26 protein-coding genes are annotated in these 26,758 nt (G+C 70.7%); 7 read left to right on the forward strand and 19 right to left on the reverse strand.

All coding sequences use genetic code 11. The annotated features are described in order from the left end of the window. The 3 genes from AB4039_RS21230 to AB4039_RS21240 all read left to right on the forward strand — a co-directional run. A partial coding sequence (locus AB4039_RS21230; RefSeq protein ID WP_442271490.1) for a hypothetical protein occupies positions 1-520 on the forward strand: 520 nt, incomplete at its 5' end. A 95-nt stretch (positions 521-615) separates the two neighbouring features. After that, positions 616-1,233: a hypothetical protein gene (locus AB4039_RS21235; protein ID WP_266841039.1), complete on the forward strand. Its 618-nt coding sequence runs from the start codon at positions 616-618 to the stop codon at positions 1,231-1,233. 107 nt (positions 1,234-1,340) lie between these two features. Next, positions 1,341-1,940 (forward strand): Uma2 family endonuclease, encoded by a 600-nt coding sequence (locus tag AB4039_RS21240; protein ID WP_266841037.1) that lies wholly within the window; start codon positions 1,341-1,343, stop codon positions 1,938-1,940. A 63-nt stretch (positions 1,941-2,003) separates the two neighbouring features. On the opposite strand, the gene nuoN is transcribed toward AB4039_RS21240, so the two are convergent. The 14 genes from nuoN to AB4039_RS21310 are packed head-to-tail and all read right to left on the reverse strand — an operon-like array spanning position 2,004 to position 17,895. After that, positions 2,004-3,659 (reverse strand): NADH-quinone oxidoreductase subunit NuoN, encoded by a 1,656-nt coding sequence (gene nuoN / locus AB4039_RS21245; RefSeq protein WP_266841035.1) that lies wholly within the window; start codon positions 3,657-3,659, stop codon positions 2,004-2,006. Further along, positions 3,656-5,248 (reverse strand): NADH-quinone oxidoreductase subunit M, encoded by a 1,593-nt coding sequence (locus AB4039_RS21250; RefSeq protein ID WP_266841033.1) that lies wholly within the window; start codon positions 5,246-5,248, stop codon positions 3,656-3,658. Before AB4039_RS21250 ends, nuoN begins: the two co-directional genes overlap by 4 nt. 1 nt (position 5,249) lies before the next feature. After that, complete coding sequence (gene nuoL, locus AB4039_RS21255; protein WP_266841031.1) at positions 5,250-7,145, reverse strand: NADH-quinone oxidoreductase subunit L; 1,896 nt, start codon at positions 7,143-7,145, stop codon at positions 5,250-5,252. 12 nt (positions 7,146-7,157) lie between these two features. Next, positions 7,158-7,457, reverse strand: coding sequence for an NADH-quinone oxidoreductase subunit NuoK (gene nuoK, locus AB4039_RS21260; protein ID WP_266841029.1), 300 nt, complete (start codon positions 7,455-7,457; stop codon positions 7,158-7,160). Continuing rightward, a complete protein-coding gene (locus AB4039_RS21265) occupies positions 7,454-8,269 on the reverse strand; it encodes an NADH-quinone oxidoreductase subunit J (RefSeq protein WP_266841027.1) in 816 nt (271 codons plus the stop codon). Before AB4039_RS21265 ends, nuoK begins: the two co-directional genes overlap by 4 nt. Further along, positions 8,266-8,862: an NADH-quinone oxidoreductase subunit NuoI gene (nuoI, locus tag AB4039_RS21270; RefSeq protein ID WP_442271505.1), complete on the reverse strand. Its 597-nt coding sequence runs from the start codon at positions 8,860-8,862 to the stop codon at positions 8,266-8,268. The genes AB4039_RS21265 and nuoI overlap by 4 nt, the downstream gene beginning before the upstream one ends. A 60-nt stretch (positions 8,863-8,922) precedes the next feature. Beyond that, positions 8,923-10,281 (reverse strand): NADH-quinone oxidoreductase subunit NuoH, encoded by a 1,359-nt coding sequence (nuoH, locus tag AB4039_RS21275; protein WP_266841026.1) that lies wholly within the window; start codon positions 10,279-10,281, stop codon positions 8,923-8,925. Further along, the gene (locus AB4039_RS21280) at positions 10,278-12,791 is read right to left on the reverse strand and encodes an NADH-quinone oxidoreductase subunit G (RefSeq protein ID WP_266841025.1); all 2,514 of its coding nucleotides are present in this window, start codon (positions 12,789-12,791) and stop codon (positions 10,278-10,280) included. The genes nuoH and AB4039_RS21280 overlap by 4 nt, the downstream gene beginning before the upstream one ends. Beyond that, complete coding sequence (gene nuoF / locus AB4039_RS21285; protein WP_442271491.1) at positions 12,788-14,167, reverse strand: NADH-quinone oxidoreductase subunit NuoF; 1,380 nt, start codon at positions 14,165-14,167, stop codon at positions 12,788-12,790. The genes AB4039_RS21280 and nuoF overlap by 4 nt, the downstream gene beginning before the upstream one ends. Continuing rightward, entirely contained in the window at positions 14,167-14,916 is a 750-nt protein-coding gene (gene nuoE, locus AB4039_RS21290; protein WP_266841021.1) for an NADH-quinone oxidoreductase subunit NuoE, read from the reverse strand. The genes nuoF and nuoE overlap by 1 nt, the downstream gene beginning before the upstream one ends. Next, positions 14,913-16,247, reverse strand: coding sequence for an NADH-quinone oxidoreductase subunit D (locus AB4039_RS21295; RefSeq protein ID WP_266841019.1), 1,335 nt, complete (start codon positions 16,245-16,247; stop codon positions 14,913-14,915). Before AB4039_RS21295 ends, nuoE begins: the two co-directional genes overlap by 4 nt. Next, the gene (locus AB4039_RS21300) at positions 16,247-16,969 is read right to left on the reverse strand and encodes an NADH-quinone oxidoreductase subunit C (RefSeq protein WP_266841017.1); all 723 of its coding nucleotides are present in this window, start codon (positions 16,967-16,969) and stop codon (positions 16,247-16,249) included. The genes AB4039_RS21295 and AB4039_RS21300 overlap by 1 nt, the downstream gene beginning before the upstream one ends. Continuing rightward, on the reverse strand, positions 16,966-17,520 hold the full coding sequence (locus AB4039_RS21305; RefSeq protein WP_007265818.1) for a NuoB/complex I 20 kDa subunit family protein: 555 nt from the start codon (positions 17,518-17,520) through the stop codon (positions 16,966-16,968). Before AB4039_RS21305 ends, AB4039_RS21300 begins: the two co-directional genes overlap by 4 nt. Positions 17,521-17,535: 15 nt before the next feature. Continuing rightward, on the reverse strand, positions 17,536-17,895 hold the full coding sequence (locus tag AB4039_RS21310) for an NADH-quinone oxidoreductase subunit A (protein ID WP_045946775.1): 360 nt from the start codon (positions 17,893-17,895) through the stop codon (positions 17,536-17,538). A gap of 790 nt (positions 17,896-18,685) precedes the next feature. Between AB4039_RS21310 and AB4039_RS21315 the strand changes: the two genes are divergently transcribed. Both AB4039_RS21315 and AB4039_RS21320 read left to right on the forward strand, forming a co-directional pair. Next, positions 18,686-19,546 carry a C40 family peptidase gene (locus AB4039_RS21315; protein WP_266841015.1) on the forward strand — a complete coding sequence of 287 codons (861 nt, stop codon included), beginning with the start codon at positions 18,686-18,688 and terminating at the stop codon, positions 19,544-19,546. A 183-nt stretch (positions 19,547-19,729) separates the two neighbouring features. After that, positions 19,730-19,993, forward strand: a complete 264-nt coding sequence (locus AB4039_RS21320) for an LPXTG cell wall anchor domain-containing protein (protein WP_442271492.1) — start codon at positions 19,730-19,732, stop codon at positions 19,991-19,993. Positions 19,994-20,043: 50 nt separating this feature from the next. Here AB4039_RS21320 and AB4039_RS21325 read toward each other — a convergent pair whose 3' ends face one another. Then, on the reverse strand, positions 20,044-21,327 hold the full coding sequence (locus tag AB4039_RS21325) for a geranylgeranyl reductase family protein (RefSeq protein WP_266841011.1): 1,284 nt from the start codon (positions 21,325-21,327) through the stop codon (positions 20,044-20,046). Between the two features lie 99 nt (positions 21,328-21,426). Between AB4039_RS21325 and AB4039_RS21330 the strand changes: the two genes are divergently transcribed. After that, complete coding sequence (locus AB4039_RS21330) at positions 21,427-21,957, forward strand: GNAT family N-acetyltransferase (RefSeq protein ID WP_266841010.1); 531 nt, start codon at positions 21,427-21,429, stop codon at positions 21,955-21,957. Positions 21,958-22,242: 285 nt separating this feature from the next. Here AB4039_RS21330 and AB4039_RS21335 read toward each other — a convergent pair whose 3' ends face one another. Both AB4039_RS21335 and AB4039_RS21340 read right to left on the reverse strand, forming a co-directional pair. Beyond that, on the reverse strand, positions 22,243-23,169 hold the full coding sequence (locus tag AB4039_RS21335) for a glutaminase (RefSeq protein ID WP_266841009.1): 927 nt from the start codon (positions 23,167-23,169) through the stop codon (positions 22,243-22,245). A gap of 6 nt (positions 23,170-23,175) precedes the next feature. After that, positions 23,176-23,868, reverse strand: coding sequence for a demethylmenaquinone methyltransferase (locus AB4039_RS21340; protein ID WP_266841008.1), 693 nt, complete (start codon positions 23,866-23,868; stop codon positions 23,176-23,178). A 249-nt stretch (positions 23,869-24,117) separates the two neighbouring features. Here AB4039_RS21340 and AB4039_RS21345 point away from each other — a divergent pair, with 249 nt between their 5' ends. Further along, a complete protein-coding gene (locus tag AB4039_RS21345; protein ID WP_442271493.1) occupies positions 24,118-24,894 on the forward strand; it encodes a DUF3152 domain-containing protein in 777 nt (258 codons plus the stop codon). A 7-nt stretch (positions 24,895-24,901) separates the two neighbouring features. On the opposite strand, the gene AB4039_RS21350 is transcribed toward AB4039_RS21345, so the two are convergent. Both AB4039_RS21350 and mqnC read right to left on the reverse strand, forming a co-directional pair. Then, positions 24,902-25,546 carry an imidazolonepropionase-like domain-containing protein gene (locus AB4039_RS21350; RefSeq protein ID WP_266841006.1) on the reverse strand — a complete coding sequence of 215 codons (645 nt, stop codon included), beginning with the start codon at positions 25,544-25,546 and terminating at the stop codon, positions 24,902-24,904. Positions 25,547-25,555: 9 nt separating this feature from the next. Then, positions 25,556-26,755: a cyclic dehypoxanthinyl futalosine synthase gene (gene mqnC / locus AB4039_RS21355; RefSeq protein WP_266841005.1), complete on the reverse strand. Its 1,200-nt coding sequence runs from the start codon at positions 26,753-26,755 to the stop codon at positions 25,556-25,558. Between the last annotated feature and the right edge of the window lie 3 nt (positions 26,756-26,758).

Below are 26,758 nucleotides of genomic sequence, written 5' to 3' on the forward strand. Positions count from 1 at the left end.
CGCCCCGCCCGCCGGGCCGTCGTCCCGGCTCACCCCCAACGCCCAACTGGCCCTGACCTACCGGGCGACCGCCAAGTACCACCGGCACAGCGTCGGCGTCGCCGACGGGTACGTCCCCGACAAGTACTGCGTCATGAACCCGTCGGGCGGCACCGGCTCCCTCGGCTACCCGCACTTCAACCACGCCTACGACGGTTCCGTCGACCCGGCCAAGCCCACCGCCCTGCTCTACGAGGGTGACGGCAAGGGCCGCTGGCGCCTGGCCGGCCTCGAATGGATGGTCGTGGACAAGGACGGCCTGGTGGAGACCGACGACGACCGTCCGTCCCTGTTCGGGGAACCCTTCCGCGGCCCGCTGCCCCCTCGCTTCCCGGGGCAGAAGGTCCACTACTCGCTGCACCTGTGGCTGTGGAAGGACAACCCCGCCGGACGCTTCGAGCCCTTCAACACGGCGCTCACCTGCCGCCCCGGCACCACCCGGCCCCGCCCGGTCGCCCAGGCTCCCGCCACCACCCCTTAGAGGAGGCGGCGCCCCCGTTCGGAGGCCCGCCGGGTGCAGGCCGCCCGAAGCACCGCGAAGGTGGATGAAACGGCCCCACCTCACCAGGAGTTCCGATGCCCGTTCGCAGCCTGAAGCCCGTTCTCGCCTGCGCGGCCGCCGTGTCGCTCGGCCTGGCCGCCGTGCCGGCGGCCCATGCGGTGGACGGTCCCGCGCCCGACCCGCGCAACCGGCAGGCCATGCGGGACATGGCGACGGCGATGGCGGTGACGGCCAAGTACGTGGACGAGCGGGAGGCCATCAAGGACGGGTACGTCCCGCACGGAGAGGCGTGCATGAGCAACCCGTTCGGGGTCGGCTCCATGGGCTACCACTACGTCAAGGAGGCCTACTGGGGTTCGAAGGACCCCGCCAAGCCGACCGCGCTCCTCTACAGCTACACGAAGGACCGCAACGGGCGGCGCAAGCTCCAGACCGTGGAGTGGATGTCCACCGACCGCGACCAGGACCTGAAGACCACCGACGACCGGCCGAGCATGTTCGGGCTGCCCTTCGACGGGCCGATGCCCGGCCACTGGGCGGGCATGCCCAAGCACTACGACCTGCACATGTGGGCGTACGAGAAGAACCCGGCGGGCCGCTTCCACAACTGGAACCCGGCCCTGCCCTGCCCGAACAAGCCCCCGCAGGTACCGGGCGCCGCCAACCCGTCGACGCACGCGCACGGCCACTAGGGCACCGCCCGGCGCCGTCAACTGCCTCCCACATATGACTCACCCGAAAGGACGGGGTTCCGCGTTTGCCCGGCGATACGCTGGTCGCACTCGCGAGACTCCGGCTCATGGGAGCACTGATGAACCCGGAACACAGCTGGCCGATCCCCCCGCCGGGCGGCTGGACTGCCGACGACCTGGACACGCTTCCGAATCTGCCTCCGCACACGGAGCTGATCGACGGGAGCCTGATCTTCGTGAGTCCGCAGACCCTCTTCCACATGCGCGCGGTCAGCTTCTTCCAGCGACAACTGGAGGAGACGGTCCCCCCCGGTCTGGAAGTCCTGCGCGAGTTCACCATCGACATCGATCGGCGCAACCGCCCCGAGCCCGACGTCATCGTGTTCCGCGAGGACGTCCTCACCGATCTGGAGCAGACCCGGTTCGCCGCCGAGGCGGTCCTGCTCGCGATCGAGGTCGTCTCTCCCGAATCCGTCGACCGCGACCGCGAGACCAAACCCCTGAAGTACGCGCGGGCGGGAATCCTCCACTACTGGCGAGTGGAGAACAAGGACGGCCGCGCCGTCGTCTACGTGTACGAGCTCGACCCGGCGACCAAGGCGTACGTCGCCACCGGCATCTTCCACGACCGGCTCAAGGTCTCGGCCCCCTTCCCCATCGACCTCGACCTCACCGCCATCACGGCCAAGCGGACACGGCCCGAGTAGACGGCCGCACGCGACAGGGCCCGGCTCCCCCGAGGGAGCCGGGCCCTGTCGCGTACAGCAGGATCAGCGGACGAACGTGCTCGCCTGACCCGCCAGGTCCAGGAAGTACTGCGGGGCCAGACCCAGGACCAGGGTGACGGCCACGCCGACCGCGATGGTCGTCATCGTCAGCGGCGAGGGGACGGCCACGGTCGGGCCGTCGGCCTTCGGCTCGCTGAAGAACATCAGCACGATCACCCTGATGTAGAAGAACGCGGCGATCGCGGACGAGATGACACCGACCACGACCAGCATCCCCGCGCCGCCCTCCGCCGCCGCCTTGAACACGGCGAACTTGCCCGCGAAGCCCGAGGTCAGCGGGATGCCGGCGAAGGCCAGCAGGAACACCGCGAACACCGCGGCGGTGAGCGGCGAACGCCGGCCCAGTCCCGCCCACTTCGACAGGTGCGTGGCCTCGCCGCCCGCGTCGCGCACCAGCGTGACCACCGCGAAGGCGCCGATCGTCACGAAGGAGTAGGCCAGCAGGTAGAAGAGGACGGACTGGACGCCCTCCGCCGAGGTCGCGATCACACCGGCCAGGATGAAGCCCGCGTGCGCGATCGAGGAGTACGCCAGGAGCCGCTTCACGTCGGTCTGGGTCACGGCGATCACCGCGCCCGCCAGCATCGTGACGATCGCGACGCCCCACATCACCGGCCGCCAGTCCCAGCGCAGGCCGGGGAGGACCACGTAGAGCAGGCGCAGCAGCGCGCCGAAGGCGGCCACCTTGGTCGCCGCGGCCATGAAGCCGGTGACCGGGGTCGGGGCGCCCTGGTAGACGTCCGGGGTCCACATGTGGAAGGGGACCGCGCCGACCTTGAACAGCAGGCCCATCAGGATCAGCGCACCGCCGATCAGCAGCAGCGCGTCGTTGCCCATGGTGGAGGCCAGGGCCGGGTCGAGCTTGGCGACGGTGCCGTCGACCACGTCGGCGATCACCGCGTAGGAGACCGAGCCCGCGTAGCCGTAGATCAGCGCGATGCCGAAGAGGAGGAAGGCGGAGGAGAACGCGCCGAGCAGGAAGTACTTGACCGCGGCCTCCTGCGACATCAGCCGCTGGCGGCGGGCGACGGCGCAGAGCAGGTACAGCGGGAGGGAGAAGACCTCCAGCGCGATGAACAGCGTCAGCAGGTCGTCGGCCGCCGGGAAGATCAGCATGCCGGCGATCGCGAACAGGGCCAGCGGGAACACCTCGGTGGTGGTGAACCCGGCCTTGACGGCTGCCTTCTCGCTCTCGCTGCCCGGTACCGAAGCGGCCTGGGCGGCGAAGGAGTCCACCCGGTTGCCGTGCGCCGCCGGGTCCAGGCGGCGCTCGGCGAAGGTGAACACGGCCACGATCGAGGCCAGCAGGATCGTGCCCTGGAGGAACAGGGCCGGGCCGTCCACGGCGATGGCGCCCATGGCCGCGATGTGCGCCTTGGTGCTGCCGTAGCCGCCGGCGGCGAGGCCGACGACCGCCGCGAAGGCCGAGGCCAGCGCGGCGACGGCCAGGAACACCTGGACGTAGTAACGGGACTTGCGCGGGACGAAGGCCTCGACGAGGACTCCGAGGACGGCCGCGCCCACCACGATCAGCGTGGGCGCCAGCTGGGCGTACTCGATGTGCGGGGCCGGGATCTTGTCGGCCGGTCCGTTGGCCGCCAGGGTCAGCAGGGCCTGGGCAGCAGTCGCGGTGCTCACTTGGCCGCCTCCCCATTCTTGGCCTCGACGGCCACCTCGGGCTTCGGATCGGTCTGCTTCACGTCCGACATGGTGTGCTCCACCGCCGGGTTGACGATGTCGGTGAGCACCTTCGGGTAGACGCCCAGTCCGATCAGCAGCGCGATCAGCGGGGCGACCACGAGGACCTCGCGCAGGCGCAGGTCCCGCATGCCGGAGACCTCCTCCTTGACGGGACCGGTCATGGTGCGCTGGTACAGGACCAGGGTGTAGAGCGCCGCCAGCACGATCCCGACGGTGGCGATGATCCCGACGACCGGGTAGCGGGCGAACGTGCCGACCAGTACCAGGAACTCGCTGACGAAGGGCGCCAGGCCCGGCAGGGAGAGGGTGGCGAGGCCGCCGATCAGGAAGGTGCCGGCGAGGACCGGGGCCACCTTCTGGACGCCGCCGTAGTCGGCGATGAGCCGCGAGCCGCGCCGGGAGATCAGGAATCCGGCGACCAGCATCAGCGCGGCCGTCGAGATCCCGTGGTTGACCATGTAGAGCGTCGCGCCCGACTGGCCCTGGGAGGTCATCGCGAAGATGCCCAGGATGATGAAGCCGAAGTGCGAGATCGACGCGTACGCGACCAGCCGCTTGATGTCCCGCTGTCCGACCGCGAGGAGCGCGCCGTAGACGATGCTGATCAGGGCCAGGACGAGGATCACCGGGGTGGCCCACTTGCTGGCGTCGGGGAAGAGCCCGAGGCAGAAGCGGAGCATCGCGAAGGTGCCGACCTTGTCGACGACCGCGGTGATCAGCACGGCGACCGGGGCGGTGGCCTCGCCCATCGCGTTCGGGAGCCAGGTGTGCAGCGGCCACAGCGGGGCCTTCACCGCGAAGGCGAAGAAGAAGCCGAGGAAGAGGAGCCGCTCGGTGTTGGTGGCCATGTCGAGGGTGCCGGCGGCGCGGGCGGCGGTGATCTCCTGGAGGGAGAAGTTCCCGGCGACCACGTACAGCCCGATGACGGCGGCCAGCATGATCAGACCGCCGACCAGGTTGTAGAGGAGGAACTTGACCGCCGCGTAGGAGCGCTGCGCGGCCGCGTTCTCGTCGGTGCCCGCGTGGGCCCGGTCCCCGAAGCCGCCGATGAGGAAGTACATCGGGATGAGCATGGCTTCGAAGAAGATGTAGAAGAGGAAGACGTCGGTGGCCTCGAAGGAGATGATCACCATCGCCTCGACCATCAGGATCAGGGCGAAGAAGCCCTGCGTCGGCCGCCAGCGCGAGTTCGACGTCTCCAGCGGGTCGGCGTCGTTCCAGCCGGCGCCGATGACGAAGGGGATCAGCAGGGCGGTGAGCGCGATCAGCGCCACCCCGATGCCGTCGACGCCCAGTTCGTAGCGGACGCCGAAGTCCTTGATCCAGGCGTGGGACTCGGTGAGCTGGTAGCGGTCGCCACCGGGCTCGAAGCGGACCGCGACCAGCACGGCCAGGGCCAGCGTGGCCAGGGAGAACAGCAGCGCGAGCCACTTGGCGGCGGTCCTGCGGGCGGCCGGGACGGCCGCCGTGAGGACCGCGCCGACCGCGGGCACGGCCGCCGTCACCGTCAGAAGCGGGAAACTCATCTCACACCGCCCTCATCAGCAGGGTCGCGGCGATCAGGATCGCCGTGCCCCCGAACATCGAGACCGCGTAGCTGCGGGCGTAGCCGTTCTGCAGCTTGCGCAGCCGGCCCGAGAGCCCGCCGACCGAGGCGGCCGTCCCGTTGACGACTCCGTCGACCAGGCTGTGGTCCACGTAGACGAGCGAGCGGGTCAGGTGCTCTCCGCCGCGCACCAGCACGACGTGGTTGAAGTCGTCCTGGTACAGGTCGCGGCGGGCCGCCCGGGTGAGGAACGAGCCGCGCGGGGCGACGACCGGGACGGGCTTCCTGCCGTACATCCCCCAGGCGATGGCGACACCGATCACCAGGACCACCATGGTGGACAGGGTGACCGTCAGGGCGCTGATCGGCGGGTTGCCGTGCGCCTCCCCGGTGACCGGCTCCAGCCAGTCCACGAACCGGTCGCCGATCGAGAAGAACCCGCCCGCGAAGACCGAGCCGAAGGCGAGCACGATCATCGGGAGGGTCATGGACTTCGGGGACTCGTGCGGGTGCGGGGCGTGGCCTTCCGCGTCCGGCTGCCAGCGCTTCTCGCCGAAGAAGGTGAGGAGCATGACCCGGGTCATGTAGAAGGCGGTGATCGCCGCGCCCAGCAGGGCCACTCCGCCGAGGATCCAGCCCTCGGTGCCGCCCTTCGCGAAGGCCGCCTCGATGATCTTGTCCTTGGAGAAGAAGCCCGACAGTCCCGGGAAGCCGATGATGGCGAGGTAGCCGAGGCCGAAGGTCACGAAGGTGATCGGCATGTACGTCCGCAGGCCGCCGTACTTGCGCATGTCCACCTCGTCGTTCATCCCGTGCATCACGGAACCGGCGCCGAGGAAGAGGCCCGCCTTGAAGAAGCCGTGCGTGACCAGGTGCATGATCGCGAAGACGTAGCCGATCGGGCCGAGGCCCGCCGCGAGGATCATGTAGCCGATCTGCGACATCGTGGACCCGGCGAGGGCCTTCTTGATGTCGTCCTTCGCGCAACCGACGATCGCACCGAAGAGCAGCGTGACCGCGCCGACGACCGTGACCACCAGCTGGGCGTCCGGCGCCCCGTTGAAGATGGCGGCCGAGCGGACGATCAGGTAGACGCCGGCGGTGACCATGGTCGCCGCGTGGATCAGGGCCGAGACCGGGGTCGGGCCCTCCATCGCGTCGCCGAGCCAGGACTGCAGCGGCACCTGCGCCGACTTGCCGCAGGCGGCCAGCAGCAGCATCAGGCCGATCGCCGTCAGCTTGCCCTCGGTGGCCCCGCCGACCGCCGCGAAGAGCGGCTGGAAGGCGAAGGTACCGAACGTGGTGAACATCAGCATGATCGCGATCGACAGACCCATGTCACCGACGCGGTTGACCAGGAAGGCCTTCTTCGCGGCCGTGGCCGCGCTGGGCTTGTGCTGCCAGAACCCGATCAGCAGGTACGAGGCCAGGCCCACGCCCTCCCAGCCGAAGTACAGCAGGAGGTAGTTGTCGGCGAGGACGAGCAGCAGCATCGCCGCGACGAACAGGTTGAGGTAGCCGAAGAAGCGGCGGCGGCGCTCGTCGTGCTCCATGTAGCCGATGGAGTAGATGTGGATGAGCGTGCCCACGCCGGAGATCAGCAGGACGAAGGTCATCGACAGCTGGTCCAGCTGGAACGCCATGTCCGCCCGGAAGCCCTCCACCGGGACCCAGGTGTACAGGAACTGGTGCAGGGTCCGCTCGTCGGCGCTGCGGCCCAGCATGTCGGCGAACAGGACCAGGCCGATGCCGAAGGAGACGGCGGCGAACAGGGTGCCGAGCCAGTGCCCGGCCTTGTCGAGGCGCCGGCCGCCGCAGAGCAGCACCACCGCTCCGAGCAGGGGCGCCGCGATCAGCAGCGCAATCAGATTCTCCACTGTGAGCGCCCCTTACAGCTTCATCAGGCTGGCGTCGTCGACCGAGGCCGAGTGGCGGGTACGGAACAGCGACACGATGATCGCGAGGCCCACCACGACCTCCGCGGCGGCGACGACCATCGTGAAGAACGCGATGATCTGGCCGTCGAGGTTGCCGTGCATCCGGGAGAAGGCCACGAACGCGAGGTTGCATGCGTTGAGCATCAGCTCGATGCACATGAACAGCACGATCGCGTTCCTCCGGACGAGCACGCCGGCCGCGCCGATGGTGAACAGCAGGGCCGCCAGGTACAGGTAGTTGACCGGGTTCACTTCGAGGCCTCCTCACGGCCGAGGCGCTCCGCGGAGCGCTGCTCCAGCGCCTTGAGGTCGTCCAGGGCCTGGCCCGACACGTCGCGGACCTGACCGCGGGACCGCAGCGTCTTGCTGACGGTCAGCTCGGACGGGGTGCCGTCCGGGAGCAGGCCGGCCACGTCGACCGCGTTGTGCCGGGCGTAGACGCCGGGCGCCGGCAGCGGCGGGAGCTGCACGCCCTCGCGCACGCGCTTCTCGGCGAGTTCGCGCTGGGTGGCGGCCCGCTCGGTGCGCTCGCGGTGGGTGAGCACCATCGCGCCGACGGCCGCCGTGATCAGCAGGGCGCCGGTGATCTCGAAGGCGAAGATGTAGCGGGTGAAGATCAGCTCGGCCAGGCCCTGGACGTGTCCGGCGGAGTTCACCCGGCCGAGCCCGTTGAAGTGGGTGAGCCCGGCGTTGGCGATGCCGGCGATCAGCAGGATGCCGAAGCCGAGCCCGCACAGGACGGCGAGCCAGCGCTGCCCCTTGAGGGTTTCCTTCAGCGAGTCCGCCGCCGTGACGCCGACGAGCATGACCACGAAGAGGAAGAGCATCATGATGGCGCCGGTGTAGACGATGACCTGGACGACGCCCAGGAAGTACGCCCCGTTGGCGAGGTAGAACACCGCCAGGATGATCATCGTCCCGGCGAGGCAGAGGGCGCTGTGGACGGCCTTGCGCATCAGGACCGTGCACAGCGCGCCGATGACGGCGACGGTGCCCAGCACCCAGAACTGCACGGCCTCGCCCGTGGACGTGAGGGTGGCGCCGGAGGCGGCGAGGGCGCTCATGCCTGCACCCCCTTGACGGAACCGGCCGAACCGGCGGAACCGGCGGAACCGGAGGAACCGGCCGAGTCGGCCGAGTCGGCCGAGTCCGCGGCCGTCTCGCCCTTGGAGACCGCCACCTGCCGGACCGTGCCCGGAGCGGCGCCCGTCACCAGTCCCCGGTAGTAGTCCTGCTCGTCCGTCCCCGGGAAGATCGAGTGCGGGGTCTCCACCATGCCCTCGGTCAGACCCGCGAGGAGCTGCTCCTTGGTGTAGATCAGCGCCTCGCGGCTGGAGTCGGCGAGCTCGAACTCGTTCGTCATCGTCAGCGCCCGGGTGGGGCAGGCCTCGATGCACAGCCCGCACAGGATGCAGCGGGCGTAGTTGATCTGGTAGACCCGCCCGTACCGCTCGCCCGGGGAGTAGCGCTCCTCCTCGGTGTTGTCCGCGCCCTCCACGTAGATCGCGTCGGCGGGACAGGCCCAGGCGCACAGCTCGCACCCGATGCACTTCTCCAGACCGTCGGGGTGGCGGTTGAGCTGGTGCCGTCCGTGGAAGCGCGGAGCGGTGGTCTTCTCCTGCTCCGGGTACTGCTCGGTGAGGCGCTTCTTGAACATGGCCTTGAAGGTCACGCCGAACCCGGCCACCGGGTTCTGCCACTTTTCCTCAGACACGTCTCAACCCTCCTCTCGGTCACTGTCGGGGTTCGCCCCGCCGCTGACGATCAGCTCCCGCTCCGCGCGGGGCCGCCGGCGCGGTACGGGCGCCAGGTGCTGGCCGGGCTTGGGCGGTACGGGGAACCCGCCCGCCATCGGGTCGAAGGCCCCGGCCGCCGCGGCCTCGCCGGCCTCCTCGGCCGCCGCCTTCTCCCGCTTGTCGCGGAAGAGGTCCGCGACGAAGGAGAGCAGCAGGATCGCGACGACCGCCCCGCCCACGTAGAGGACGATCTCGCTGAAGTCGTAGCGCTCGTTGCGCAGCGCCCGGACGGTGGCGACCAGCATCAGCCACACCACGGAGACCGGGATCAGCACCTTCCAGCCGAGCTTCATCAGCTGGTCGTAGCGCACGCGCGGCAGCGTGCCGCGCAGCCAGATGAAGAAGAACAGCAGCAGCTGCACCTTGATGACGAACCAGAGCATCGGCCACCAGCCGTGGTTCGCGCCCTCCCAGAAGTGGCTGATCGGGTACGGGGCCCGCCAGCCGCCCAGGAAGAGGGTGACCGAGACCGCCGAGACGGTGACCATGTTGACGTACTCGGCCAGCATGAACAGCGCGAACTTGATGGAGGAGTACTCGGTGTTGAAACCGCCGACCAGGTCGCCCTCGGACTCCGGCATGTCGAAGGGGGCGCGGTTGGTCTCGCCGACCATCGTGATGACGTAGATGATGAAGGACACCGGCAGCAGCACGATGTACCAGCGGTCCGCCTGCGCCTCCACGATCGCCGAGGTCGACATCGACCCGGAGTAGAGGAACACCGAGGCGAAGGCCGCGCCCATCGCGATCTCGTACGAGATCATCTGCGCGCAGGAGCGCAGGCCGCCGAGGAGCGGGTACGTGGAGCCGGAGGACCAGCCCGCGAGCACGATGCCGTAGATGCCGACGGAGGCGACGGCGAGGACGTAGAGCATCGCGATGGGCAGGTCGGTCAGCTGCATCGTGGTGCGCTGCCCGAAGATGGAGACCTGGTCGTCGGCCGGGCCGAAGGGGATCACCGCGATGGCCATGAAGGCCGGGATCGCCGCGATGATCGGGGCCAGGACGTAGACCACCTTGTCGGCCCGCTTGACGATCAGGTCTTCCTTCAGCATCAGCTTGACCCCGTCGGCGAGCGACTGGAGCATGCCCCAGGGCCCGTGCCGGTTGGGGCCGATGCGCAGCTGCATCCAGGCGACGACCTTGCGCTCCCACACGATGGAGAAGAGCACGGTCACCATCAGGAAGGCGAAGCAGAACACCGCCTTGACGAGGACCAGCCACCAGACGTCCCTGCCGAACAGGGAGAGGTCCTCGGCAGCGAGCTGTACCGCGTTCACGCGCCCACCTCCGCATCGGGGTCGCTGCTGTCGGCCGGGGCCGCCGGGCCGATCCGGACGAGGGTGCCCGGACGGGCGCCGGTGTCGGCGAGGACGCCGCGGCCGGTGGAGTTCAGCGGGAGCCAGACCACCCGGTCGGGCATCTCGGTTACCTTCAGCGGGAGTTGCACCGAGCCGGCCGGGCCGGTCACGGCGAGGACGTCCCCGTCCTTGACGCCGGTCTCGGCGGCCGTGGTGGCCGACAGCCGGGCGTTCGCCTCGTGCCGGGTGCCGGCCAGGGCGTCGTCGCCCTCCTGGAGGAGGCCCCGGTCCAGCAGCAGCCGGTGACCCGCGAGGACCGCCTCGCCCGCGCCGGGGCGGGGCAGCGGCTCGGTGGCGGTGGACTGCTCCGCCGCGAGCTCCCCCTCCCAGGGGCCGAGCCGCTCCAGCTCGCGCCGTACGGCGTGTACGTCGGGCAGCGCGATCGGCCGGTCGGCCGCGTCGGCCAGCATGTGCAGCACCCGGGCATCGGCGGGGGCCAGCCGGCGGGTCATCTGGTCGGGCTTGAGGGCGGCCTCGAACGGCCGGATCCGGCCTTCCCAGTTGATGAACGTGCCGGTCTTCTCGGCGACGGCGGCGACCGGCAGGACCACGTCCGCGTGGTCGGTGACCTCGCCGGGCCGCAGTTCCAGGGAGACCACGAAGGCCTCCTCCAGGGCGGTCCTGGCCCGCCGCGGGTCCGGCAGGTCGGCGAGCTCGACGCCCGCGACCAGCAGGGCGGACAGCTCGCGGGTGGCGGCCGCCTCCACGATCTGCCCGGTGTCACGGCCGTAGCGGTGCGGGAGTTCGTCCAGCCCCCAGGCGGTGGCGACCTCGTCGCGGGCCCGCGGGTCGGTGGCCGGACGGCCGCCCGGCAGCAAGGACGGCAGCGCGCCCGCCTCGACGGCGGCCCGCTCCCCCGCGCGGCGCGGGATCCACACCAGCCGGGCCCCGGTCGCCGTCGCGGCCCGTACGGCCGCGGTCAGCGCGCCGGGCACGCCCGCCAGGCGCTCCCCGACCACGAGGACCGCGCCGGGCCGGCGCAGCGCCTCGGCGGCTTCGTCGCCGCCGGCCTCCAGTCCGGTCCGGGTCGCGAGGGCGTCCAGCCACTCCGGCTCGGTGCCGGGGGCGGCGGGCAGCAGGGTGCCGCCCGCCTTGGTGAGGCCGCGGGTGGCGAAGGGCGCCAGCGCGAAGGTCCGCTGCTTGTGCCTGCGGTGGGCCTTGCGCAGCCGCAGGAAGACCCCGGGGGCCTCCTCCTCGGCCTCGATCCCGGCGAGCAGCACGGTGGGCGCCGCCTCCAGGGAGGCGTACGTGACGCCCGTGCCGTCGAGGTCCTTGCCGGTGCCCGCCACGGTGGCGGCCAGGAAGTCGGCCTCCTCCGCGCTGTGCACCCGGGCCCGGAAGTCGATGTCGTTGGTGCCGAGCACGACCCGGGCGAACTTGGCGTACGCGTAGGCGTCCTCGACGGTGAGCCGGCCTCCGGTCAGCACCCCGGCCCGGCCGCGCGCGGCGGCCAGTCCCTTCGCGGCGGCCTCCAGGGCCTCCGGCCAGCTCGCCGGGGCGAGGACGCCGTCGGCGCCGCGCACCAGCGGGGTGGTCAGCCGGTCCGGGCGCTGCGCGTAGCGGAACCCGAAGCGGCCCTTGTCGCAGATCCACTCCTCGTTGACCTCGGGGTCCTCGGCGGCGAGGCGGCGCAGCACCTTGCCGCGCCGGTGGTCGGTCCGGGTCGCGCAGCCGCCCGCGCAGTGCTCGCACACGCTCGGGGAGGAGACGAGGTCGAAGGGGCGGGAGCGGAAGCGGTAGGCGGCCGAGGTGAGGGCGCCGACGGGGCAGATCTGGATGGTGTTGCCGGAGAAGTACGACTGGAAGGGGTCGCCCTCGCCGGTGCCGACCTGCTGGAGCGCGCCGCGTTCCAGCAGCTCGATCATGGGGTCGCCGGCGATCTCGTTGGAGAAGCGGGTGCAGCGCGCGCACAGCACGCACCGCTCGCGGTCCAGGAGCACCTGCGTGGAGATCGGGACGGGCTTCTCGTAGGTGCGCTTGTGGCCCTCGAAGCGCGATTCGGCGTTGCCGTGGGACATCGCCTGGTTCTGCAGGGGGCATTCGCCGCCCTTGTCGCAGACGGGGCAGTCCAGCGGGTGGTTGATGAGCAGCAGCTCCATCACCCCGCGCTGGGCCTTGTCGGCGACCGGGGAGGTGAGCTGGGTCTTGACGACCATGCCGTCGGTACAGGTGATCGTGCAGGAGGCCATCGGCTTGCGCTGGCCCTCGACCTCGACGATGCACTGGCGGCAGGCGCCGGCCGGGGGCAGGAGGGGGTGGTCGCAGAACCGGGGGATCTCGATGCCGAGCTGTTCGGCGGCCCGGATGACGAGGGTGCCCTTGGGGACCGACAGTTCGAGCCCGTCGATGGTCAGGGACACCGTGTTCTCGTCCTGTGGCCGGCCGGCGGCCTCTCCGCCACCGGCCGGAGCGTTCGTGGCGACGGTCATGCGTTCACCTCCGAGTCAGCCCAGAGGGTCGACTTCTTGGGGTCGAAGGGGCAGCCCTTGCCCGTGATGTGCTGCTCGTACTCCGCGCGGAAGTACTTCAGCGAGGAGAAGATGGGGCTGGCGGCGCCGTCGCCGAGGGCGCAGAAGGACTTGCCGTTGATGTTGTCGGCGATGTCGTTCAGCTTGTCGAGGTCGGACATGACGCCCTTGCCGGCCTCGATGTCGCGCAGCAGCTGGACGAGCCAGTACGTGCCCTCGCGGCAGGGCGTGCACTTGCCGCAGGACTCGTGGGCGTAGAACTCGGTCCAGCGGGTGACGGCGCGCACCACGCAGGTGGTCTCGTCGAAGCACTGGAGGGCCTTGGTGCCGAGCATGGAGCCGGCCGCGCCGACGCCCTCGTAGTCCAGCGGGACGTCGAGGTGCTCGTCGGTGAACATGGGGGTGGAGGAGCCGCCGGGGGTCCAGAACTTCAGCCGGTGGCCGGGGCGCATGCCGCCGCTCATGTCGAGGAGCTGGCGGAGGGTGATGCCGAGGGGCGCCTCGTACTGGCCGGGGCCGACGACGTGCCCGGACAGCGAGTAGAGCGTGAAGCCGGGGGACTTCTCCGTCCCCATCGCCTTGAACCAGTCCTTGCCCTTGTTCAGGATCGCGGGAACCGAGGCGATGGATTCGACGTTGTTGACGACAGTGGGGCACGCGTAGAGCCCCTCGACCGCGGGGAAGGGGGGGCGCAGCCGGGGCTGACCGCGCCGGCCTTCGAGGGAGTCGAGCAGTGCCGTCTCCTCGCCGCAGATGTACGCGCCCGCTCCCGCGTGCACCGTGATGTCGAGGTCGCGTCCGCTGCCGCCGATGTCCTTGCCGAGGTACCCGGCCGCGTACGCCTCGCGCACGGCCTCGTGCAGGCGCCGCAGCACGGGGACGGTCTCGCCGCGCAGGTAGATGAAGGCGTGCTCCGACCGGATCGCGTAGCAGGCGATGATCATGCCCTCGATGAGGGAGTGCGGGTTGGCGAAGAGGAGGGGGATGTCCTTGCAGGTTCCCGGCTCGGACTCGTCCGCGTTCACGACGAGGTAGTGCGGCTTGCCGTCGCCCTGCGGGATGAACTGCCACTTCATTCCGGTGGGGAAGCCCGCGCCGCCGCGGCCGCGCAGTCCGGAGTCCTTGACGTAGGCGATCACCTCGTCCGGGGTCATCGCGAGCGCCTTGCGCAGGCCCTCGTACCCCTCGTGACGCCGGTAGGTCTCCAGCGTCCACGACTCGGGCTCGTCCCAGAACGCCGACAGGACGGGCGCGAGGAGCTTCTCCGGGCTGGTCCCTCCCCCGGCCTCCGGCTGGGAGGTGCCCCCGTGCCTTTCCTTCGGGGTGGACACGCTCATCACTCCCCTCCCTCTGTGGTGGCTTCGCCGCGCGCCTCGCCGCGGGGGTGCACGACCGGGGCGTGCGGAGCTTCGCCGCGGGCGATGCGCAGTCCGATCAGGGAGGCGGGGCCGGCGCCGCCGCTCGCGGCCACCGCGCCCTCGCGCTCGTCCGGGAAGCCCGCCAGGATCCGGGCGGTCTCCTTGTACGTGCACAGCGGCGCGCCCCGGGTCGGTTCGACGGGGCGGCCGGCCAGCAGGTCGTCGACCAGGGCCTTGGCGGATTCGGGGGTCTGGTTGTCGAAGAACTCCCAGTTGACCATCACCACGGGGGCGTAGTCGCAGGCCGCGTTGCACTCGATGTGCTCCAGCGTCACCTTGCCGTCGGGGGTGGTCTCGTTGTTGCCGACCCCCAGGTGCTGCTTGAGCTCGTCGAAGATGGCGTCGCCGCCCATGACGGCGCACAGGGTGTTGGTGCAGACGCCGACCTGGTAGTCGCCGGAGGGCTTGCGGCGGTACATCGTGTAGAAGGTGGCGACCGCGGTGACCTCGGCGGTGGTCAGGCCCAGCACCTCGGCGCAGAAGCGGATGCCGGTGCGCGAGACGTGGCCCTCCTCGGACTGCGTCAGGTGCAGCAGCGGCAGCAGCGCGGAGCGGCTGTCGGGGTAGCGGGCGATGACCTCGGCGGCGTCGGCCTCCAGCCGGGCTCGTACGTCGGCCGGGAAGTCGGGGGCCGGAAGCTGGGGCATCCCCAGACTGACGTCTGTCATCGGTCGACGCCTCCCATCACGGGGTCGATGGAGGCGACGGCGACGATGACGTCGGCGACCTGGCCGCCTTCGCACATCGCGGCCATGGCCTGCAGGTTGGTGAAGGACGGGTCGCGGAAGTGGACCCGGTAGGGGCGGGTTCCGCCGTCGGAGACGACGTGCACGCCGAGCTCGCCCTTGGGGGACTCGACGGCGGCGTACGCCTGTCCGGCCGGCACCCGGAAGCCCTCGGTGACGAGCTTGAAGTGGTGGATGAGGGCCTCCATGGAGGTGCCCATGATGTTCTTGATGTGGTCGAGGGAGTTGCCGAGGCCGTCGGGTCCCATGGCGAGCTGAGCGGGCCAGGCGATCTTCTTGTCGGCGACCATGACCGGGCCGGGCTCCAGCCGGTCCAGGCACTGCTCGACGATCCGCAGGGACTGGCGCATCTCCTCCAGGCGGACCAGGAAGCGTCCGTAGGAGTCGCAGCTCTCGGTGGTGGGGACGTCGAACTCGTAGGTGTCGTAGCCGCAGTACGGGTCCGTCTTGCGCAGGTCGTGCGGCAGCCCGGCCGAGCGCAGGATCGGGCCGGTGGCGCCCAGGGCCATGCAGCCGGTGAGGTCGAGGTAGCCGACGTCCTGCATGCGGGCCTTGAAGATGGGGTTGCCGGTGGCGAGCTTGTCGTACTCCGGCAGGTTCTTCTTCATGGTCTTCACGAACTCGCGCAGCTGGTCGACCGCGCCGGGGGGCAGGTCCTGGGCGAGGCCGCCGGGGCGGACGAACGCGTGGTTCATGCGCAGGCCGGTGATCAGCTCGAAGACGTCGAGGATCAGCTCGCGGTCCCGGAACCCGTAGATCATGATCGTGGTCGCGCCCAGCTCCATGCCGCCGGTGGCGATGCACACCAGGTGGGAGGAGAGCCGGTTGAGCTCCATCAGCAGGACGCGGATGACGGTGGCGCGGTCCGGGATCTGGTCGGTGATGCCGAGCAGCTTCTCGACGCCGAGGCAGTACGCCGTCTCGTTGAAGAACGGCGTCAGGTAGTCCATGCGCGTGACGAAGGTGGTGCCCTGCGTCCAGTTGCGGAATTCGAGGTTCTTCTCGATGCCGGTGTGCAGGTAGCCGATGCCGCAGCGGGCCTCGGTGACCGTCTCGCCGTCGATCTCCAGGATCAGCCGGAGCACCCCGTGGGTGGAGGGGTGCTGGGGACCCATGTTGACGACGATGCGCTCGTCGTCCGCGCGGGCCGCCGACTGGACGATCTCGTCCCAGTCGCCGCCGGTGACGGTGTAGACGGTGCCCTCGGTGGTCTCGCGGGAGGACGCGTGGTGCGATGCGTTCGGGGTGTTCATCAGCTGTACGACCTCCGCTGGTCGGGAGCCGGGATCTGGGCGCCCTTGTACTCGATGGCGATGCCGCCGAGCGGGTAGTCCTTGCGCTGGGGGAAGCCCTGCCAGTCGTCCGGCATCATGATCCGCGTGAGGGCCGGGTGGCCGTCGAAGACGATGCCGAAGAAGTCGTAGGCCTCCCGCTCGTGCCAGTCGTTGGTGGGGTACACCGCCACCAGGGACGGGAGGTGCGGGTCGGCGTCGGGGACCGACACCTCCAGGCGGACGATCCTGCCGTGGGTGAGCGAACGCAGGTGGTAGACGGCGTGCAGCTCGCGGCCCGTGTCGCCGGGGAAGTGGACCCCGCTGACCCCGGTGCAGAGCTCGAAGCGCAGCGCCGGGTCGTCGCGCAGGGTGGAGGCCACCCGTACGAGGTGCTCGCGGGCGATGTGGAAGGTGAGCTCGCCGCGGTCCACCACCGTCTTCTCGATGGCGTGGGCGGGGAGCAGGTCCTGCTCCTCCAGGGCGCCTTCGAGCTCGTCGGCCACCTCGTCGAACCAGGAGCCGTAGGGGCGCGCGGACGCCCCGGGCAGGGCCACGGTGCGGACGAGGCCGCTGTAGCCGCTGGTGTCGCCGCCGTTTTCCGCCCCGAACATGCCCTTGCGCACGCCGATCACCTCGGGCCCGGCCGAGGTGCGGGGAGCGGGGACGTTGTTGCCGTTCTCGACGGCCGGGTCGTCGCTCACCGGAGGAGCCCCTTCATCTCGATGGTGGGGAGGGCCTTGAGGGCCGCCTCCTCCGCCTCGCGCGCCGCCTCTTCCCGGTTCACGCCGAGCTTGGAGCCCTGGATCTTCTGGTGGAGCTTGAGGATCGCGTCCATCAGCATCTCGGGGCGGGGCGGGCAGCCGGGGAGGTAGATGTCCACCGGGACGATGTGGTCGACGCCCTGGACGATCGCGTAGTTGTTGAACATTCCGCCCGAAGAGGCGCAAACACCCATGGAGATGACCCACTTGGGGGCGGGCATCTGGTCGTACACCTGACGCAGCACCGGCGCCATCTTCTGACTGACCCGTCCGGCGACGATCATCAGGTCGGCCTGGCGCGGGGAGCCGCGGAAGACCTCCATGCCGAAGCGGGCCAGGTCGTAGCGGCCGGCTCCGGTGGTCATCATCTCGATGGCGCAGCACGCCAGGCCGAAGGTGGCCGGGAAGACGGATGACTTGCGCACCCAGCCCGCGGCCTGTTCGACGGTGGTCAGCAGGAAGCCGCTCGGCAGCTTCTCTTCCAGTCCCATGGAAAATTCAGCCCCTCAGTCCCATTCCAGGCCGCCGCGGCGCCAGACGTAGGCGTAGGCGACGAAGACGGTGAGCACGAAGAGGAGCATCTCGACGAGCCCGAAGATCCCCAGGGAGTCGAAGGTGACGGCCCAGGGGTAGAGGAAGACGATCTCGATGTCGAAGACGATGAAGAGCATCGCCGTCAGGTAGTACTTGATGGGGAAGCGACCGCCCCCGGCGGGCATCGGGGTGGGTTCGATGCCGCACTCGTAGGCTTCAAGCTTCGCCCGGTTGTACCGTTTTGGGCCGATCAGCGTGGCCATGACCACGGAGAAGATCGCAAACCCTGCGCCGATGGCGCCGAGCACGAGGATGGGTGCGTACGCATTCACGCTCCTCGCTCCTTCCAGTCGTCCTTGACCGTTGGACCGCTGCGCCGGCGACGGGTGAGCTCCACCTCGGGAAGATCACCCCGGGAAGCCGGGGGACCGCATGTGAGGCAGTTCACAAGCCGGGCTGGTGCGCATCTTATGCCCGCCGGTCTGTGATCTGCGACACGGGTAACAACACCGAGTTTGTGATCTCCACCACCCGACGAACGATCATGAAGCCCGCCGAGGGGTGATCTTCGTACGCAAGGCATCCACATGATCACCAAAGGTGACATCCGGGCCCGTCATCCCAGGTGGAAGACGTGTCGCCCTATCAAACGATGTCCTCCACAGGCAAATTGGCCCCACTTCCGCCCAGGTGATAAAGGAACCCGCATCCCCCGGTCGGGGGGTCCGGGGTACGGGAGTGGACGCGGTGGCCGAGAGTCGACGGCGACAGGGAGGGGTGGTCGATGCTGTGCATCCGTTCACGAACCGCACGGCAAGCTCACGGTCGGATCACGGACCGGCCACAGCGCCCTCACGACGGGAGGTAACTGTGACCTGCACCACACCGGATCGAGACCATGAAAAGGGGGCTTGGCCATCTGTACGGGTCGATGGTAGGCAGTGGATCAATTCGGACTTATTACTGAAACCCCATGATCACAGCCTTGTGAAGGGGTGTCCGTTTCGCCCGTTACGGCGTCAATAAGGGTCGCGACGCGCCCGGTTCGCGCCCGGATTCCGCAACTGTGGCGCAGACCACGTTTCTTGAAGGAAACCCGGCACCCCTGATAGCGGTTGTCCCATGTCCCACACCGCTCACATACCCAGCCACCGGAAGCCGCGCCGTAGCGCCTCGAAGCTCGCGGTTCGCGCCGGAGTTGCCGGTGGCGTCCTCAGCACCCTCGCCATGGCCGGCACCGCGAGCGCGACCCCTTCGTCCCCCGAGCCCGTGGCCGAGACGACGCTCGAAATGCCGGTGCTCGACCTGAACCTCGGTGCCGAGGTCTCCAGCGCCGTCAACACGGCCGCCGAGAACACCCGCGTCGCCGCCGTAGAGGCCGCCGTGACCGGCGAGCTGAACGCCCAGGAGGAGAACGCCCGTACGGGTGCCGCCGCCGAGGCGAAGCAGGCCAAGGAAGACGCCACCAAGGCCGCCGAGCAGAAGGCCAAGCAGGAGGCCGACCGCAAGGCCGAGGCCGAGCGCGCCACCCGCAGCGCCGGCCGCAGCTCGCTCACCACCGCCTCCGCGTCGGACGACAGCGGCTTCACCTCCAACGGCTCGGGCACCGGTTCCACCTCCAAGGCCACCGGTTCCGCCGCCGCCATCGTGAACTTCGCCCGCGCCCAGATCGGCAAGGCGTACGTCATGGGCGCCACCGGCTCCTCCGCGTACGACTGCTCGGGCCTCGTCCAGGCCGCCTACCGCCAGGCCGGCATCACCCTGGACCGCACCTCCCAGGACCAGTCGCTGGCCGGCTCCTCGGTCTCGCTGAGCAACCTGCAGCCCGGCGACATCCTCTACTGGGGCCCCAAGGGCAGCGCCTACCACGTCGCCATCTACGTGGGCGGCGGCAAGTTCGTCGGCGCGCAGAACCCCAGCACCGGCATCGTCGAGCGCAACCTCAGCTACGACATGCCGACGGGCGCCGTCCGCGTCCTCTGACCCCTCCGGTCGCCACGAGGGCCGGCACTCCCCCGCTCGGGGGCGGAGTGCCGGCCCTCCGGCACGCCCCGGCACGCCCCCGCACGGCCGCCCGCGCACCCCGCTCGGTGACGCGGTACCCAAGCCCCCGGGGCCCTGAGAAGATGGGCGGACGCCGGACCGAGACCTGGAGGTGGTGACCCGGTGAGCAGACGGACCTACGAGGACCACGGCACCGGCGACGACCCCACCGCCGTCCCGGCCGCCGCCGGGCTCGCCCTCCTCGCCGTCGGCGGCTGGCTGTTGACCACCGCCCGCCCCTGGCAGAAACCGGGACATCCCCTCACCCTGGCCCTCGGCTGGACCCTCTCGGGCGCCCTGCTGGTGTCCGGACTCGTCCTGCTGACCCGCTGCGTACGCGCGGTGCACGACGCCCAGGACGCCCCCCAGGGCCCCGGGAACGACTGAACCGCCCCCCGGACCCCCGGGAGGCGGCTCGACCCGCCGCAGGCCCCGGATCAGGCCTTCGGGGCCACCTTCGAGAGGCCGTTGATGATGCGGTCCATCGCGTCGCCGCCCGTCGGGTCGGTCAGGTTCGCCAGCATCTTCAGGGTGAAGCGCATCAGCACCGGGTGCGTCAGACCGCGCTGCGCGGCGATCTTCATGACCGTCGGGTTGCCGATCAGCTTCACGAAGGCGCGGCCCAGCGTGTAGTAGCCGCCGTACGTCTCCTTCAGCACCTTCGGGTAACCGTGCAGCGCCAGTTCCCGCTGCGCCGGAGTGGCCCGCGCGTGCGCCTGCACGATCACCTCGGCGGCGATCTGCCCGGACTCCATCGCGTAGGCGATGCCCTCGCCGTTGAACGGGTTGACGAGCCCGCCCGCGTCACCGACCAGCAGCAGGCCCTTGGTGTAGTGCGGCTGGCGGTTGAACGCCATCGGCAGGGCCGCGCCGCGGATCGGCTGCGTCATGTTCTCCGGGGTGTAGCCCCAGTCCTCCGGCATCGACGCGCACCAGGCCTTGAGGACCTCGCGCCAGTCCAGCTCCTTGAACGCGGAGGAGGAGTTGAGGATGCCGAGGCCGACGTTGGAGGTGCCGTCGCCCATGCCGAAGATCCAGCCGTAGCCGGGCAGCAGCCGGTCCTGGGGGCCGCGCCGGTCCCACAGCTCCAGCCAGGACTCCAGGTAGTCGTCGTCGTGCCGCGGCGAGGTGAAGTACGTGCGCACCGCGACGCCCATCGGGCGGTCCTCGCGCCGGTGCAGGCCCATCGCCAGGGACAGCCGCGAGGAGTTGCCGTCGGCCGCGACCACGAGCGGGGCGTGGAAGGTGACCGGGGTCTTCTCCTCGCCCAGCTTGGCCTGAACGCCCGTGATGTGCCCGGTACGGGGGTCGCGGACGGGCTCGCCGACGTTGCAGCGCTCGTACAGCCGGGCCCCGGCCTTCTGCGCCTGGCGGGCCAGGGTCTCGTCGAAGTCATCACGCTTTCGGACGAGTCCGTAGTCCGGGTACGAGGCCAGTTCCGGCCAGTCCAGCTGGAGCCGCTGCCCGCCGCCGATGATGCGCAGACCCTTGTTGCGGAGCCAGCCGGCCTCTTCGGAGATGTCGATGCCCATCGACACCAGCTGCTTGGTCGCCCGCGGGGTCAGACCGTCACCGCAGACCTTCTCGCGCGGGAACGCCGTCTTCTCCAGCAGCAGGACGTCCAGTCCGGCCTGGGCGAGGTGGTAGGCGGTCGTGGAGCCGGCGGGCCCGGCCCCGACGACGATCACATCCGCGGAGTGTTCGGAGAGGGGCTCGGTCACTGCGGGGTCTCCCGAAGGCTCGATAAGGGGTGCCCAACGGCACGGGACATGACGCAGTCTATGCAGCGAGAGAGATCGCGATCCCGAAGGGCTGCCCCGATGACCACCTCACCGACCCGGCCACTCCCCGATGTCACGCTGCGCGTGCCGACGGACGAGGACGCGCACGCCTGGCACCACGTCTTCGACGACCCCGACGTGATGGAGTTCCTCGGCGGCCCGGCCGAGCTGTCCCACTACGAGGAGATCACCGCCCGGCAGCGGATGCACGACGCGCAGCTCGGGTACTGCCTGTGGACGCTCCTGGACGCCGAGGGCGAGGTCCTCGGCTTCACCGGGGCGCAGCCGTGGCCCGCGCACAAGGAGTGGGGCCCGGTCGGCGAGATCGAGATCGGCTGGCGGCTCGGGCGCGAGGCGTGGGGACGGGGCTACGCGTACGCCGCGGCGCTGGCGACGCTGGAGCGGGTGCGGGAGGCGGGGGTGCCGAAGGTGGTGGCGATGATCGACGATGCGAACGTCCGCTCGGCGGCGGTGGCGGAGCGGCTGGGCATGACGCTGGCCGAGACCTTTCCCCTGCCGGGGGGTCGGCGGGTGGGGCGGCGCTACGAACTCTCCCTCGCGGCGGGGTAGGGGGTCCGGGGGCCGGTTCCCCCCGGGTGTGGATGCAGGTGCGCTTCCGTCTGCGGCTGGGTGGCCGCTGCGCGGGCCTGCTCCCCTACCCGCCCTTCCCCCATCCCCCCGGACGGAGTCTGGGGGATGGGTAGGGGAAAGCCCGCGCAGCGGCAACGCACCCGCACACGACGGCCGCACACCGGCCACGGGCAGCGGCCCCGCCCAGCGGGCTGCCGGACGGAGTCCGGCGCAGCGCGGCGAAGCCGGGGAGGCCGCCTGCGGCCGAGCCGTGCGAGCTGCGCGTTAAAAAATGGACAGGCCCGTCAGGGTCGTGAAGCGGTCGAGGGCCGCGACGCCCGCGACCGAGTTGCCCTGGGCGTCGAGCCCCGGGCTCCAGACGGCCAGGCTGCAGCGGCCCGGGACGACCGCGACGATGCCGCCGCCGACCCCGCTCTTGCCCGGCAGCCCGACCCGGTAGGCGAACTCGCCCGCCGCGTCGTACGTCCCGCAGGTCAGCATCACCGCGTTGATCTGCTTCGCCTCGCTGCGCGTCAGGAGCCGGGAGCCGTTCGCGCGCAGCCCGTGCCGGGCCAGGAAGCCGCCCGCCAGGGCGAGGTCGGCGCAGCTCATCTCGATGGAGCACTGCCAGAAGTAGTGGTCCAGCAGCGCCGGTACGGGGTTGTCGATGTTGCCGTAGGAGGCCATGAAGTGCGCGACGGCCGCGTTGCGGTCGCCGTGCTCGTGCTCCGAGGCGGCCACCTCCGCGTCGAAGCCGATGTCCGGGTTGCCGCTCTCCTGGCGGAGGAATTCCAGGAGTTCGCTGCTCGCGTCGCCGGTCAGGGTCTGGAGCCGGTCGGTGACGACGAGCGCCCCCGCGTTGATGAACGGGTTGCGGGGGATGCCGTTCTCGTACTCCAGCTGGACCAGGGAGTTGAACGGGTTGCCGGAGGGCTCCCGGCCCACCCGCTCCCACAGGCTGTCGCCGCCCTCCGCGAGCGCCAGGGCGAGCGCGAAGACCTTGGTGACGGACTGGGCGGAGAAGGGGACGCGCCAGTCCCCCGCCCCGTAGACGTTGCCGTCCAGGTCGGCGAGCGCCATCCCGAACTGCCCGGGGTTCACGGACGCCAGTGCCGGGATGTACTCGGCGGGGGTGCCGCTGCCCACCAGCGGGGCGACGTCGGCCGCGACCCGCTCCAGCAGCGCCGCGTAGTCGAAGGGCCGGGTCTCCACCGTGCGCTACTCCTTGACCCCGCGGTGCAGCGCCACGATGCCGCCGCTCAGGTTGCGCCACGCGACCCGGCCCCAGCCGGCCTTCTGCAGCAGGGCGGCCAGCGCGGGCTGGTCGGGCCACTCTCGGATGGACTCGGCGAGGTACACGTACGCGTCGGGGTTGGAGGAGACCGCGCGGGCCACGGGCGGCAGCGCGCGCATCAGGTACTCGGTGTAGACCGTCCGGAACGGCGCCCAGGTCGGCTGCGAGAACTCGCAGATCACGACCTGTCCGCCGGGCTTGGTCACCCGGTACAGCTCGCCCAGCGCGGCGTCGGTGTCCTGGACGTTGCGCAGCCCGAAGGAGATGGTCACGGTGTCGAAGACGTCGTCCTTGAACGGCAGCTTCGTCGCGTCGCCCGCCGTCAGCGGAAGCCACGGGTTGCGCTTCTTGCCCTCGCGCAGCATGCCGAGGGAGAAGTCGCAGGGCACGACGTAGGCGCCGGTCGCGGCGAAGGGCAGCGAGGAGGTCGCGGTTCCGGCGGCCAGGTCGAGCACCTGCTGGCCGGGGCGGGCGGCGACCGCCTTGGCGACCTCCTTGCGCCACAGCCGGGCCTGGCCGAGGGACAGGACGTCGTTGGTGAGGTCGTAGTTGGCGGCCACACCGTCGAACATGGAGGCGACTTCGTGCGGCTGCTTGTCCAGGGAAGCCCTTGTCACTGGCGTTGGCCCCTCGGTGCTCGGTGGATCTGCGGTTCGGCGGGTACGGGCCCATCCTCTCAGGCCCCCGCCCCGCCCGGACGGCTGCCCCGGCCGGACCCCTGCCCCCACCCGCCCCGGACCCGTGCCCGCGCCGGGTCCGSCCGGCCCCGGATCCGGTGCGGCCCCGATCCGGCCCGGCCCCGGATCCGGCGCGGCCACAGGCCTGCGGGGCACACTGGACGGACATACCGAACAAAGGGTTTCAGGATGCCGACAGGCCAGTCACTCAGCGCGGGACGGATCGAGCGGCGCAGGCGGCTGCGCCGCACGGTCCTGTGGGCGGCGGCGTTAGCCGCCCTGTCGGTCGCCGCCTACCGGCTCGGGCCGGCGCAGGACCGCCCCGCCGACGCACGCCCCCCGGCCCGCTCCGACCGGGGGAACACCGAGGGGAACACGGACGGCAACGCCCAGGGGCCCGGCACCTCCCCCTCGGTGGGGTTCACGGCCTCCTCGGCCGCCGGGAAGGCCCAGGGCCAGGGGCAGGCACTGCGCTGGCGGGTGGAGGTGGAGAACGGCAGCGGGGTCGACCCGGACGGCGCGGCCCGCACCGTCGAGGCGATCCTCGGGGACCGGCGCGGCTGGATACGCGACCCCGCGTACGGCTTCCGGCTGGCCGGCCGCGGGGAACCCGTGGACTTCGTCGTCAAGATCGCCACCCCCGGGACCACCGACCGGCTGTGCGAGGTGGTCACCCCGGAGCTCGTCGGGGAGACGAACTGCCGGGTCGGCCACACCGTCGTGGTGAACCTCAAGCGCTGGCAGGAGGGTTCGCCCCAGTTCAGCGGATCCCCGCAGGAGTACCGGGCACTGATCGTCAACCACGAGGTGGGCCACGAACTCGGCCACGAGCACGAGACCTGCCCGCGCCCCGGAGCGCCCGCCCCCGCGATGATGCAGCAGATCAAGGGCCTGCTCGGCTGCACCTCGAACGCCTGGCCCTACTCCGCCGACGGCACCTACCTGGCCGGACCCCGCGTCCCCTGAGGACGGATCAGCGGCGGCGGTGCAGCAGCCGGCCCGCGATGACGGTGGCCACGCACGTGCTCGCGCCCCGCTCGGGCAGCTCGGCCGGCCCGGCGACGGCGAACACCGCGAAACGGGCCGCCGCGCCCTCCCGCAGCTCCCCGTGGAAGGCCTCCTGCGGCGTGCGGAGCCCCGCGAAGGGGTCGAGGGACGGCGCGCCCCCGTACGGGACGGGAGGCACGACGGTGAGGCCCGAGCGGACCACCGCGGTGCGCACCGAGGGGATCGTGAAGCGCCCGGCCACCGCGACGACCCCGCGCGCGAGCAGCTTCTGCGTGCCGCGCCGGGCGCTGTGGCCCCAGCGGGCCTCGGTCATCTCCAGGGCGGCGAGCGCCTCGGCGCCGGTGATCGGGCCGGCGCCGAGCTCGGTGGTCTCGGAGGGGTCGTCGGGGTAGTACGTCCCCTCCAGCAGGACGTCCGCCCCGCGGGCCAGCAGCCCCGGGGTGAGCACCCCGGGCCAGCGCCGGACCCGGGCGTGCGGGACGGCCGCGCCGAGCTCCTCGTACGGGCCGACGCGGACGATCCGGTCGCCCTCGACCAGGACCGCGCCGCCCTCGACGGGTGCGGATCCCGGTCCGGCGACGAGCAGTTCGGCGGTGTGCAGCGTCAGCATCGGCGGGCGTCAGTTCGTGGAGATGAGCTTCAGCTCGGGGTGCGCGGTGCCGCCCTCGATCGCGGTCGATGAGATGTGCGAGACGACGCGGTCGTCGACGGGGTCGTTGGCCGGGTCGTCGTGCACCAGCAGGTGCTCGTACGTCGTCGCGCGCTGCGCGGGGACGCGGCCCGCCTTGCGGATCAGGTCGATGATCTCCTGGCGGTTCGAGCGGTGCTTGGCACCGGCCGAGGAGACGACGTTCTCCTCCAGCATGATCGAACCGAGGTCGTCGGCGCCGTAGTGCAGCGAGAGCTGGCCCGCCTCCTTGCCGACGGTCAGCCAGGAGCCCTGGATGTGGGCGATGTTGTCGAGGAAGAGCCGCGCGATCGCGATCATGCGCAGGTACTCGAAGACGGTCGCCTGGGTCCGGCCCTTGAGGTGGTTGTTCTCGGGCTGGTACGTGTACGGGATGAAGGCGCGGAACCCGCCCGTGCGGTCCTGCGTGTCCCGGATCATCGCGATGTGCTCGATGCGCTCGGCGTTGGTCTCGCCGGTGCCCATCAGCATGGTGGAGGTGGACTCCACGCCCAGCCCGTGGGCGAGCTCCATGATCTCCAGCCAGCGCTCGCCGGACTCCTTGAGCGGGGCGATCGCCTTGCGCGGCCGCTCCGGCAGCAACTCGGCGCCGGCGCCCGCGAAGGAGTCGAGTCCGGCGGCGTGGATGCGGCGGATGGCCTCCTCGGCGCTGACGCCGGAGATGCGGGCCATGTGGTCCACCTCGGACGCGCCGAGGGAGTGGATCACCAGCTGCGGGAACGCCTTCTTGATGGCGGAGAAGTGCTCCTCGTAGTACTCCACGCCGTAGTCCGGGTGGTGCCCGCCCTGGAACATGATCTGGGTGCCGCCCAGTTCGACGGTCTCCGCGCAGCGGCGCAGGATGTCGTCGAGGTCGCGGGACCAGCCCTTCTTCGTGTCCTTGGGGGCCGCGTAGAAGGCACAGAACTTGCACGCCGTGACGCACACGTTCGTGTAGTTGATGTTGCGCTCGATGATGTACGTCGCGATGTGCTCCGTACCGGCGTAGCGCAGCCGGCGCGCGGCGTCGGCGGCCTGGCCGAGCGCGTGCAGCGGGGCGTGCCGGTAGAGGTCGAGGGCCTCTTCCTTGGTGATCCGGCCCCCTGCGGCGGCACGGTCGAGGACAGACTGGAGAGCGGCCTGGTCGGTCACCGG

The organism is Streptomyces sp. M-16 (assembly GCF_052114405.1).
Taxonomy (GTDB): Bacteria; Actinomycetota; Actinomycetes; order Streptomycetales; family Streptomycetaceae; genus Streptomyces.

Bases quoted from the DNA above. Each gene is read 5' to 3' on its own strand.
- AB4039_RS21265 (WP_266841027.1), bottom strand. From the start codon at position 8,269: ATGAGCGCCCTCGCCGCCTCCGGCGCCACCCTCACGTCCACGGGCGAG.
- AB4039_RS21305 (WP_007265818.1), bottom strand. From the start codon at position 17,520: ATGGGACTGGAAGAGAAGCTGCCGAGCGGCTTCCTGCTGACCACCGTC.
- nuoF (WP_442271491.1), bottom strand. From the start codon at position 14,167: ATGAGCGTGTCCACCCCGAAGGAAAGGCACGGGGGCACCTCCCAGCCG.
- AB4039_RS21315 (WP_266841015.1), top strand. From the start codon at position 18,686: ATGTCCCACACCGCTCACATACCCAGCCACCGGAAGCCGCGCCGTAGC.
- nuoI (WP_442271505.1), bottom strand. From the start codon at position 8,862: ATGTTCAAGAAGCGCCTCACCGAGCAGTACCCGGAGCAGGAGAAGACC.
- nuoE (WP_266841021.1), bottom strand. From the start codon at position 14,916: ATGACAGACGTCAGTCTGGGGATGCCCCAGCTTCCGGCCCCCGACTTC.
- AB4039_RS21280 (WP_266841025.1), bottom strand. From the start codon at position 12,791: ATGACCGTCGCCACGAACGCTCCGGCCGGTGGCGGAGAGGCCGCCGGC.
- AB4039_RS21345 (WP_442271493.1), top strand. From the start codon at position 24,118: ATGCCGACAGGCCAGTCACTCAGCGCGGGACGGATCGAGCGGCGCAGG.
- AB4039_RS21295 (WP_266841019.1), bottom strand. From the start codon at position 16,247: ATGAACACCCCGAACGCATCGCACCACGCGTCCTCCCGCGAGACCACC.
- AB4039_RS21235 (WP_266841039.1), top strand. From the start codon at position 616: ATGCCCGTTCGCAGCCTGAAGCCCGTTCTCGCCTGCGCGGCCGCCGTG.
- AB4039_RS21240 (WP_266841037.1), top strand. From the start codon at position 1,341: ATGGGAGCACTGATGAACCCGGAACACAGCTGGCCGATCCCCCCGCCG.
- AB4039_RS21250 (WP_266841033.1), bottom strand. From the start codon at position 5,248: ATGAGTTTCCCGCTTCTGACGGTGACGGCGGCCGTGCCCGCGGTCGGC.
- AB4039_RS21330 (WP_266841010.1), top strand. From the start codon at position 21,427: ATGACCACCTCACCGACCCGGCCACTCCCCGATGTCACGCTGCGCGTG.
- AB4039_RS21350 (WP_266841006.1), bottom strand. From the start codon at position 25,546: ATGCTGACGCTGCACACCGCCGAACTGCTCGTCGCCGGACCGGGATCC.